The 10,133-nt window shown below is 64.5% G+C and carries 12 protein-coding genes; 8 read left to right on the top strand and 4 right to left on the bottom strand.

The window, feature by feature from the left end; genetic code table 11:
• Together AUR66_RS12990 and AUR66_RS12995 are read right to left on the bottom strand one after the other, a co-directional pair.
• Nucleotides 1-1,169: PEP/pyruvate-binding domain-containing protein (locus tag AUR66_RS12990; RefSeq protein WP_331457003.1), on the bottom strand; the 1,169-nt coding region annotated here is incomplete at its 3' end.
• A 117-nt stretch (nucleotides 1,170-1,286) separates the two neighbouring features.
• The gene (locus tag AUR66_RS12995; protein WP_058572758.1) at nucleotides 1,287-1,535 is read right to left on the bottom strand and encodes a hypothetical protein; all 249 of its coding nucleotides are present in this window, start codon (nucleotides 1,533-1,535) and stop codon (nucleotides 1,287-1,289) included.
• Nucleotides 1,536-1,612: 77 nt separating this feature from the next.
• Between AUR66_RS12995 and AUR66_RS13000 the strand changes: the two genes are divergently transcribed.
• Nucleotides 1,613-2,212, top strand: coding sequence for a J domain-containing protein (locus tag AUR66_RS13000; protein WP_058572759.1), 600 nt, complete (start codon nucleotides 1,613-1,615; stop codon nucleotides 2,210-2,212).
• A gap of 33 nt (nucleotides 2,213-2,245) precedes the next feature.
• Here AUR66_RS13000 and AUR66_RS13005 read toward each other — a convergent pair whose 3' ends face one another.
• Nucleotides 2,246-3,025, bottom strand: coding sequence for a DUF7839 domain-containing protein (locus AUR66_RS13005; RefSeq protein ID WP_058572760.1), 780 nt, complete (start codon nucleotides 3,023-3,025; stop codon nucleotides 2,246-2,248).
• Between the two features lie 105 nt (nucleotides 3,026-3,130).
• On the opposite strand from AUR66_RS13005, the gene AUR66_RS13010 reads away from it, so the two are divergent.
• Together AUR66_RS13010 and AUR66_RS13015 are read left to right on the top strand one after the other, a co-directional pair.
• Nucleotides 3,131-3,823, top strand: a complete 693-nt coding sequence (locus AUR66_RS13010; RefSeq protein ID WP_058572767.1) for a metallophosphoesterase — start codon at nucleotides 3,131-3,133, stop codon at nucleotides 3,821-3,823.
• Between the two features lie 138 nt (nucleotides 3,824-3,961).
• On the top strand, nucleotides 3,962-4,849 hold the full coding sequence (locus AUR66_RS13015; protein WP_058572761.1) for a CPBP family intramembrane glutamic endopeptidase: 888 nt from the start codon (nucleotides 3,962-3,964) through the stop codon (nucleotides 4,847-4,849).
• 3 nt (nucleotides 4,850-4,852) lie between these two features.
• Here AUR66_RS13015 and AUR66_RS13020 read toward each other — a convergent pair whose 3' ends face one another.
• The gene (locus AUR66_RS13020) at nucleotides 4,853-6,133 is read right to left on the bottom strand and encodes an NAD(P)/FAD-dependent oxidoreductase (RefSeq protein WP_058572762.1); all 1,281 of its coding nucleotides are present in this window, start codon (nucleotides 6,131-6,133) and stop codon (nucleotides 4,853-4,855) included.
• A 94-nt stretch (nucleotides 6,134-6,227) separates the two neighbouring features.
• Here AUR66_RS13020 and AUR66_RS13025 point away from each other — a divergent pair, with 94 nt between their 5' ends.
• The 5 genes from AUR66_RS13025 to AUR66_RS13045 form a co-directional block, all read left to right on the top strand.
• Entirely contained in the window at nucleotides 6,228-7,397 is a 1,170-nt protein-coding gene (locus AUR66_RS13025) for a threonine synthase (protein WP_058572763.1), read from the top strand.
• A 91-nt stretch (nucleotides 7,398-7,488) separates the two neighbouring features.
• Nucleotides 7,489-8,187, top strand: a complete 699-nt coding sequence (locus AUR66_RS13030) for a metal-dependent transcriptional regulator (RefSeq protein WP_058572764.1) — start codon at nucleotides 7,489-7,491, stop codon at nucleotides 8,185-8,187.
• On the top strand, nucleotides 8,184-8,879 hold the full coding sequence (locus AUR66_RS13035; RefSeq protein ID WP_058572765.1) for a TMEM165/GDT1 family protein: 696 nt from the start codon (nucleotides 8,184-8,186) through the stop codon (nucleotides 8,877-8,879). Before AUR66_RS13030 ends, AUR66_RS13035 begins: the two co-directional genes overlap by 4 nt.
• 63 nt (nucleotides 8,880-8,942) lie before the next feature.
• Nucleotides 8,943-9,623 carry a LysE family translocator gene (locus tag AUR66_RS13040; RefSeq protein WP_058572766.1) on the top strand — a complete coding sequence of 227 codons (681 nt, stop codon included), beginning with the start codon at nucleotides 8,943-8,945 and terminating at the stop codon, nucleotides 9,621-9,623.
• An 84-nt stretch (nucleotides 9,624-9,707) separates the two neighbouring features.
• Nucleotides 9,708-10,133: iron-containing alcohol dehydrogenase (locus AUR66_RS13045; protein WP_157533116.1), on the top strand; the 426-nt coding region annotated here is incomplete at its 3' end.

Raw genomic sequence — 10,133 nt, forward strand, 5'->3', positions numbered from 1 at the left:
ACGATACCGGCGGCGCGCTTCATCGCGGGCACCATGTCGGGCATCGTCATCTCGGTGACGATGATGTCGCCTTCGGCCACCTGGTCGAGGTGGTCGAGTTTCGTCACGATGCGGGCGCGACCTGACGCGATTCCGGGGCTGGCACCGAGGCCACGCATGAGTACGTCGTCGCTCACACCGTCGGAGCGAGAACCTTCGTTCGCACCTTCGTCACCGTTGGCGCCTTCGGAGATTGTCGTAATCGGGCGCGACTGGAGCATGTACACCTCGCCGTCGTAGACGGCCCACTCCACGTCTTGTGGGGTCTCGTAGTGGTCTTCGACCAGTTCGCCGAGTTCGAGGAGTCGAGCGACTTCTTGGTCGGTGAGAACGCGGTCGTGGCGTTTCTCGTTCGGAACCTCGCGGTCGACGGTCTGGCCCGTCTCTTCGTCGCGGACGCACATCGTCTTCTTGTCCGCGATGGTCGCCGTCTCGACGTCGCCGCTCTCGCGGTTCACGACGTAGTTGTCGGGGGAGACGGTTCCGGAGACGACTGCCTCGCCGAGGCCCCACGCGGCCTCGATGATGACCTTCTTCTCACCCGTCGATGGGTGTCGCGTGAACATCACGCCCGACTTCTCGGAGTCGACCATCTGCTGGACGACGACGGCGATATCGACCTTGTCGTGTGGGAAGCCCTTCCGGTTGCGGTAGTAGATTGCGCGCTCGGAGAACAGAGAGGCCCAACACGCCTTGACGCTCTCTAAGAGTTCCTCTTCGGTGACGTTGAGGAACGTCTCTTGCTGTCCCGCGAACGAGGCGTCCGGGAGGTCTTCGGCAGTTGCAGAGGACCGAACCGCGACGAAGGCGTCACCGTCGCCGATGCTCCGGTAGGCGTCGAGAATCTCCTCTCGAACGTCTTCGGGCATCGGCGTGCCCATGATGAGGTCGTGGGCCGTCTCGTGTGCCTGCTTGAGTGCCGCAGAGTCCTCGTGGTCGACCTCCACCGCAGAAAAGAGTTCGTCGTCGATTCCCGCATCCTCGATGAAGGCTCGGTACGTGCTCGCCGTCACGACGAACCCCGGTGGGACGGGAAGTCCAGCACCAGTGAGTTCGCCCAGCGACGCGCCTTTGCCGCCGACCAGGTCGAGGTCGTCGGCCCGTACGTCGTCCAGCCAGACTACAGCCATGTGGTGTTCGTATGGTCCCACAGGCCAATAAAGAAGTTTGCGAACGGAACATGAGTGAATAAAAACTCACTCGAACCCGAGTATGAAATTGTTGCGCGAATCGCAATTCGTCACCTTTCAGCCTTCACGACGCTCCTGTCCGTGACTTTCGCAGAGTATCTCACTCGTCTCTGGGTCCAGGTAGAACGGTTCGCCAGCGACGACTGCCTCGCCACAGACGGCACACCCATCGTCGTGTCTGAGGAAGTACTTCCCCTCGGCACGACCCGTCTCCAATCGGTCGGTGGCGACGGCGACGCGGGTTAGACCCTCTCCGATTTGTGTGCGCTCGGTGCTGTCCGCTTCCTCGAACCGTATCGGTTGCATACGAGGAGTCGACGGCCCATCGGCAAAGGGGTGCGGGCAGCGAGGGGTTCTTAGTCGCTCGTCACTTGACTTCTAGCGTGCTTCCGGAGTGGGTATTTCTGCTCCCCTCGTGGCTGGTACTCGGCCTCGTTGTGGGCGCAATCGCCTCCGTCGTCGTCGCTGGTGTGTTCGTCGTCGGTGGCCGCCTCTTCCCCGACCAACAGGTCTCTCACGGCCCGCGAGTGGACGGTGTCGGCCGCCGTCGTCTCGAAATCAGAGACTACCTGACCGCGATTGGCGAACGATTCGTCGAAGACTGGACGATTCACGACGAGACGGTAGCGTTCTACCTCCCCGAGCGAGACGTCGCTATCACGTTCGACGCGCAGGCGTTCTTCCGCCTCGAACGAACGGGTGTCTTCGCCGTCCTGTGTGAACACGAGATGCCGGGGAGGCAGCTCGGCCGCCGCCTCCCCTTCGACGTGGCCGACATCGAACCCGAACTGGCCGACGTCGACGACCCTATCTCGGAAGCGTTCGACAGATTGGGTCTCTCGGCAGACGCCTCTTCCGACGCCGTTCGCGACGCTTATCGGTCGCAAGTCAAAGACGTTCACCCAGACCACGGCGGCGACAGAGAGGGATTCCGCAGGTTACGTGAGGCGTACACGATGGCACGCGAACACGCCGACGAATAGCGACGGTATGGCCCGTTCACGGGCGAACCCTGGCTACGGTTCGGTCACTTCGAACAAGACGCCAGCATCGCGGAGTGCGTCCGTCACACGTCCGGCCGCGTCTGTACTGGCGACGACTACCGCGTCTAACCCGCGAGCGGCGGCGTCGGCGGCGACTTCGCCTGGGGCGAACCACGTCTCGAGGTCCACGTCTGCCGTGCGGGAGGCGACGACTGCCTCGACGCCGCTGGCGACGACGATATCCGCCTCGGCACAGGCGTCTGCGAGTGCTGTCACGTCGACGTCGCCACTCCCTCCGAGTCGTGCTGGTGGAATCTGGAGGACGCGAACGGACCCCGGTTCCATCTCGATGACGCCCTCGAATCCGGTGACGCTGGCGTCCTCGCCGGCGTCTGCATCGGTCGTCGAGACACCGATTGCTGGCCCGTCGCCTCCGGGTGTGGCGTACAGGAGGCCGTCGCGGAGTGAGAGCGTCACCGTCTCGCCTGCCGAGACGTCGTCGGTGACGATTGCTGCGTCTTCGTTGACGCTCTCCAGTACGTCGTCGGTGACGTGTTCGGCGAACCGCTGGAGCGCACGGGCCTCCTGAAAGAGCCAATCGACGCCCTCTTTGGTCACGCGGTAGCGCGACCGACCCTCTTTGTCCACCAGTCCGTCGTCGACGAGTTCGCGGATGTACTCCGAGACCGCTTGACTCGTCACGCCGACTGCCTCGGCTATCTCGCCTTGACTCACGGCCGGTTGACGGTCGGCAATCTCGGCGAGGATACGAAAGCGGGTCGCGGTACGCTTGTCGTCGAGGGCGCCGCTCATACCACGAGCGAAGGACGCAACTCGTAAAAAGACCCTCGCTCTGTGGTCCGCGACACGCGACGACGGCTCGGTGGTATTTTGTCGTCGTCGGCCCTGTCTTCTCCCGTGCAGAGCGTCGCCGTCCGCGACCGGTCCGTCTACCTCTCTGAAGCGGACGCACTCGTTCTCTCTGACCTCCACATCGGCCGCGCGGACGCCTCGAACGTCGACTTCCCGCTGGGCGAGCAGGCGGACCTCGCGGACCGACTGACCGTCCTCTGCGACGAGTTCGACCCCTGTGAAGTCGTGTTCGCAGGTGACGTGCTCCACCGATTCGACCGGGTTTCGGAGCGCCACGTCTCCGCGCTCGAAACGCTCGCAGACGTCTGCATCGACGCCGGTTCCGACCCGGTGTTCGTCGCTGGGAACCACGATACGATGCTCGCCGAGTCGTGGTCGGGTCCCGTTCACGACGAGTACCGACTCGCCGATGGAACGCTCGTCTCGCACGGGCACCGCCACCCCGACGGTGAGGCGCGCTTCCACGTCGTCGGCCACGACCACCCCACCCTCACTATCGAAGGCCGCCGCCGGCCGTGCGTCCTCTACGGCCCCGAGGCGTACCGGCGGGCAGACGTGCTGATGCTGCCGGCGTTCACCCGCCTCGCACCGGGTGTCGTCGTCAACCAGATGCGAGGGTCGGACTTCGACTCGCCGCTCGTCGGCGACGCGAGCGTCTTCCGGCCACTCGTGCGCGACGCCGACGCAGGCGAGACACTCACCTTTCCGCCACTGGGGAAACTTCGTCGCCTCCTCTGAGATAAACCTCAGCACGAGGGCTGCCCGGGTGGTCGCCTGCTTCTCACGACCAGTCTGTGCCCCACAGCCAGTCTGCTTCCCACACGCCGAGAAGTGCGTCTGGTGGATATGTTCACTGCAGTGGTATCTTCACCTGTGATGTCCTCGCTCGCAGACTGGATACGAACGCATCGTTTCGTCAGTTTCCTCGGACTGACGTACCTCCTCACGTGGGTCTGGTGGATTCCGGCGACGCTCCTCGTCAGGGGTGGCGACCCGCCGACGTACGTCTCGTTGCTCGTCCTCACGGGTGGGTTCGGGCCGTTCCTCGCAGCAATCGTCCTCGCGGCGGCCACTGGTGACATCCGGTCGTGGGGTCGGCAGTTGGTGAGCGTCCGAACGTCGCCCCTCGTCTGGGTCGCTGCCATCGCCGTGCCCGTCGTCCTGTTCGGTGCGACGCTCGTACTCACCGTCGCAACCGGATGGTCGTTCGACGTCGCGGCCCTCGGACCGCCCGGGTTGCTCGGGGCGGTACTGCTCTCGTCGTTTATCCGAGGCGGCCTCGAAGAACCCGGATGGAGAGGGTACGGCCTCCCCGTCCTCCAGCGACGACTCGGCGCGTTCCGCGCCTCGCTCGTCATCGGTGTCGTCTGGGCGGCGTGGCACATCCCGCTGTTCGCCATGCCCGGAAGTTCGCAGGCCGGCACGTCGTTCGTGTTCTACCTGCTCGGAGTCATCGCAATCAGCGTCATCACGACGTGGTTGTACAACGAGTCAGGTGGGCGCGTCCTCGTCCCAATCGCGTTCCACACGACGTGGAACGGCATCTCGGTCTATCTGGCGGCGGGCGTCACTGGTGGTGGAATCCTGCCCTCGGAGGCGAGTCTCGCCGCCGCGGCGTGGTTACTCGCCGGGATTCTGGTCTACCGCTACGGCGCGGAGCGTCTCTCGTCGAAACCACTGCCGACAGGCGGGCTCTCGTTCGAGGACGTTCGACCGGCGTCAGAAGTAGAGACGGGCGGTGGCGTCACGTCCTCGAACGACTGAAGACTAGTCCGATAGGTCAGTACGCACCGCGTCCGCGGCCTCTCGACCACTCCGCATCGCGCCCTGAATCGACGACCACGCCGTGTAGTCGCCGGCGAGGTAGGTCCGACCAGGTGCATCGCGGTGTGCCGGGAGCGAGTCGTGGATACCCGGGGGCTGGGCGAACTGGGCGAAGGAGATGTAGTCGGTGTGGAGTAGTTCGAGGTCGGTGAAGTAGCGGTCGGGGTACCACGCTTCGAGCGTCCGCAACGTCTTCTCGAAGAGGACTTCTTCTGACTCGTCTCGGGCGGCGGCCCCGAGGAACGTCGCACTCAGGAGTTCCTTGCCCGCGGGTGCGTACTCGGGCGCGACAGTCGAGAGCGGGGCAACCGTATTGGGGTCCGGATTCGCGGCGTTGAGCATGATTCGCTTCCCCGCGTCGAGGCCACTCCCCGTCGGAAGCGTGTAGTATTGGGTCACACAGCCGTGCGCGTCGGTCGGAATCGACTCGACATCGGTCAAGCGCCGCGCCTCCTTCGGGTCGGTTGCGACGACGACGGCGTCGGCTTCGACCGATTCGCGCCCCGTCGTGACGACTGCGCCGTTCTCGTCGCTCTGAAGCGACTCGACCCGTTCGCCGAGGCGAATCGTCGCGCCCTCGTCGCGGGCGACGTCGGCGAGTTGTTCGGGTATCGCCTGCATCCCGTCTTTCGGGACGGCGGTACTCCCCGCAGAGAGCATCTTGAACGTGTACTCGAAGACGCGCTTCGAGGACGACAGCGACCGGTCGAGCGTGATGCCGCCGTAGAACGGAGCGACGAAGTGGTCGATGTAGTCTTCCGAAAAGCCCCAGTCGCGGAGGTACGACCGGATGCTCTGGTCGGGTGAGGCGAATATCTCGGTCTCGTCGCGCGTCCCAACGTCCTGTCTGAGCGCCAGTGTCCGAAGTTTGTCGCTCGTCGTCACCTCGGGGTTTCGGAGCGAGTCGAACAGACCGCCGATGTCGCGGAGGGGGTCAGAGAGGACCGAGCGGCGACTCGGCCGGCAGATAGTCGCGCCGGGCGCAAACTCGCGCAGGTCGAGTGCCGAGAGGTCGAGTTCACGCCGGACCGCGGGATAGCCGGTGAACAGTACCTGGAACCCACGGTCGAGTGTGAACCCTTCCTTCGTTCTGGTTCGGACTCGACCGCCGACGTCGTTCCGTCGTTCGATGACGGTCACGTCGGCTCCATCGGCGGCGAGGCGTCGCGCGGTGACGAGACCCGCGAGTCCCGCACCGACGACAACGATGTGGCTATCGTCCATACACGGTTCCTCGGACGGGTGACACAAAGCCCCTGCGGGTGGAAGCCATCGCCCGACGGGAAGGGCTTAGTTCCTCCCCCCGAAAGGGCCGCCTATGCAGACTTCCGACACGTTCTCTGGGCTGGTGTGTACGGAGACTGGTGACGAGTACGACGCCGACGTGACCGGACCGAGCGACGCGGACGCGCCGCTCGACCCGACGTACGACCTCGACAGCGTCGAGTGGGACGCGGAGACGCTCGCCGAACGCCCCTTCGACACGATGTGGCGCTACCGCGAACTCCTCCCGTTCGACGACCCCGTGACGGCGAACGAGGGTGCGACGCCGCTCGTCGAAGCCTCGGCACTCGGCGACGAAGCGGGTGTCGGGTCGTTACTCATCAAGGACGAGGGACGCAACCCGACCGGGACGTTCCTCGACCGAGGGTTCTCGCTCGCTGCGACGGCGGCACGCGAAGCAGGGGCAGAAGTCGTCGCTCACGCGTCACCCGGAAACGGTGCGCAGTCCGCCGCGTCGTACGCGGGTCTCGTCGACGTGCGCTCGTACGGATTCGTCCCCTCGCGGACGCCGTTCCCGAACAAGGCGATGGTGAACGTCCACGGCGGCCAGATGAAAGTCGTCGGCGGGCGCTACCCCGCCGCGCTCTCGGCACTCCACGAGAAACTCAAGAGCGACTGGTACACGCTACAGGAGTTCGACAATCCGTATCGACACGACGGCGCGAAGACCATCGCATACGAGATTGCCGAGCGTCTCGATTGGTCGGTCCCCGACTGGGTTGTCGTCCCCGTGGCAACGGGCGAACTCGTCTACGGCGTCTACAAAGGCTTCCGCGACCTGTCTGACCTCGGCCTCGTCGACGACGTCCCCCGACTCGTCGCTGCGCAGTCGGTCGGGTGCTCCCCCATCGCTACCGCGTGGGAAGTCGGAAACGACGACACCGAGGCGTGGAACCACCCCGACACTATCGTCGGCGAACTGGAGATTCCTGACCCGGCGGGTGGGTCACTCGCACTCCGTGCAATCGAGGAATCCGACGGTGTCGCGGTCACTGTCGGCGACGACGACGCCCTCGAATCGGCGGTCAAAGCCGCGCAGACCGCTGGCGTCGAAGTCGGTGCCGCCGGTGGTGTCGCCCTCGCCGCCGCGTGGGACCAGTCTGACGAGTTCGACGAAGACGACACGGTGGTCGTCGTCAACACCGAGTCCGGGACGAAGAACGCAGACATCCTCCGGAGTCACCTGATGGGACAGGGAATCTAACCGGAACCCCGTTCTGTCCCCGAAGTAGTCCGCCTCTCGAACGTTGATTTTATCCACCAGATATTTGGTTTAGACACGTCTAATTCAACCTATGTTGAGCGACGTGATGGAAGATTATCTGAAGGCCATCTACTCACTCCAGATGGAACACGGTCCCCCTGTCTCTACTTCCGCCATCGCGGAGTACCTCGGCAAGACGCCGCCGACGGTGACGAGCATGGTCGGCAAACTCGAAGACCGCGGCCTGCTCGAACGCGAGAAGTACAAAGGGGTCGAACTCACCGAAGAAGGTGAGACCGTCGCGCTCGAAGTCCTCCGTCACCATCGCCTCTTGGAGGCGTACCTCACCGAACACCTCGACTACTCGTGGAGCGAGGTCCACGAGGAAGCAGACGCACTCGAACACCACATCAGCGAAGAGTTCGAGCGACGCGTCGCCGCCGCACTCGGCGACCCGGAAGTCGACCCGCACGGCGACCCGATTCCGAGCGCCGACCTCACTCCGCCGAACTCGTCTGGTCTCTCGACACTCTCCGACCACACAGTGGGTGACGTCATCGTCGTCTGCCGAGTCAGCGACCGCGACCCCGAAGAGTTGGAATACCTCTCCGAGGCGGGTGTCGTCCCCGGCACCACCATCGAGATAATCGACGTTGCACCGTTCGGCATGGTCACGGTCCGCGTCGCGGACTCGGAGCGAGAACAGAGTCTCCCCGAGTCCGTCGCCCGGACTATTCGCGTCCGTGAACCGGACGAATCGTGTGAAGACGAGGGTGTGTCGACTGCATGACTGGGTGGACTGAGATTCTCGTCGTCGCACTCGTCGCGCAACTCGCGGTGCTGCCCGGTGAGAAAGTTCAGTTCATCATCGCCGGCCTCTCGACGCGGTACGACCCGAGCGTCGTCGTCGCCGCGGCAGGGTCGGCGTTCGCCATCTGGACGGCACTCGAAATCGCCTTCGGTCAGGCGTTGAAGAACGCGTTGCCACCGGTCGCACTCGACGCCTTCACCGCGGTGTTGTTCGCACTCTTCGCGGTCCTTCTGTACCGTGCGACTCCATCGAAGAATCCAAGCGGCGCAGCGACCGACGGCGGACTGGCCGGATTCGACGCGACGCCGACCGTGTTCGGTCGAGAACTGTCGAGTCACGGGTTCGGCGGATTCTTCCCTATCTTTGCCATGATGGCCGCGGGGGAGTTCGGAGACAAGACGCAACTCGTGACCATCGGACTCGCCGTCCAGTACGGCGCTCACCCCGCAATCTGGGCCGGTGAGATGCTCGCAATCATCCCGGTGAGTATCGCCAACGCGTACTTCTTCCATCGCTTCGCGGACCGATTCGACACGCGGAAGGCGTACCTGGGTGCGGCATCCCTCTTCGGGTTCTTCGCCCTCGATACGGCCGTCGCCATCTTCACCGGATTCTCCGCGTGGGAGGCGTTCGTCGGAGGCGTCTCCGACGTCGTTCTCTCGCTCCTCTAACCTCGCAGTTCAGCAGTCACCGCATCCGCGTCATTTTTCACGGATTCGAGCCAAGAAGCGGTGATGTCTACCGTCCTCCCGTCGCTCGGTGCTGGGTTGGTCTTCGGCCTCGCCCTCGCCGCCCCGCCGGGACCGATGAACGCCGTCATCGCCGAAGAGAGCGTCGTCCGGGGGTGGTCGTCGGGGGCCCGCGCTGGTCTCGGCGCGATGAGTGCCGACGCGTTGTTCTTCGTCCTCGCCGCCCTCGGCCTCGTCGCCTTCGTCGAGCAGTTCCCGACGATTCGCGCCGTGATGGTCGGTGCTGGCGGCGTCCTCATGCTCTACTTCGCCTACGGTGCGGCAAAGGAGATGCAGACGACGTTTCGTGAGGCCGCGGACCCCGACACCGACAGTGCCGGGTTCACGAAGGCGTTCGTCCTCGCGTTGACGAATCCGTACCAGATTCTCTTTTGGCTCACCATCGGTGTCGGCTTACTCGAAACTGGAACTGTCGACGTCCTCTCGCACACGCCCTACCTCGGCGCGTCGCTCTCGAACCTCCTCATCGTCCAGACGGGAAGTCCCGCGCTCATCCTCGGTTTCTTCGGCGGTATCGCCGTCTGGGTGACCGGGTTCCCCGCCGCCCTCGTCGCCGCCGAACAGCGAGTCGAATCGTTCGCGCCGGTGGTCGCCGCGCTCAGCGCTGTCGTCCTCGGCGGATTCGGCGTGTTGTTCCTCTGGGACGCGGTCAACACACTCGTCTAACCACGTCCGCCACCCACGCGCCGTCGCACGTTCGAGGCCACCGAGACGAGAAACACTATGAACCACCGTGGCCGATGCTTGCGTATGTTCGACAAATCGACGTGGATCAAACTTCCTCGGAACGTCCTCGTCGGCCACGGCGTCCTCGACCAACTCGCCGACGCAGTCGCCGAGTTGTACCTCTCCGGTGACCCGTTGCTCGTCACGAGTCCGTCCCCCGAGCGTATCGCTGGCGACCGTATTCGCGAGCAGTTCGACGGCATCGAGTCCGTCTCGCTGGACCGTGCGAGTTTCGAGTCTGTCGAGCGCGTCGTCGAAATCGGCCGTGAGATGGGCGCTGGCTACCTCATCGCCCTCGGCGGCGGCAAACCAATCGACGTGGCGAAGATGGCATCGGACCGTCTCGAATGTGGGTTCGTCTCCGTCCCCACGGCGGCCAGCCACGACGGTATCGTCTCCGGGCGGTCCTCGATTCCCGAAGGCGACACCCGTCACTCTGTCGCCGCCGAC

This window comes from Haloferax profundi, assembly GCF_001469865.1.
GTDB classification, from domain to species: Archaea; Halobacteriota; Halobacteria; order Halobacteriales; family Haloferacaceae; genus Haloferax; species Haloferax profundi.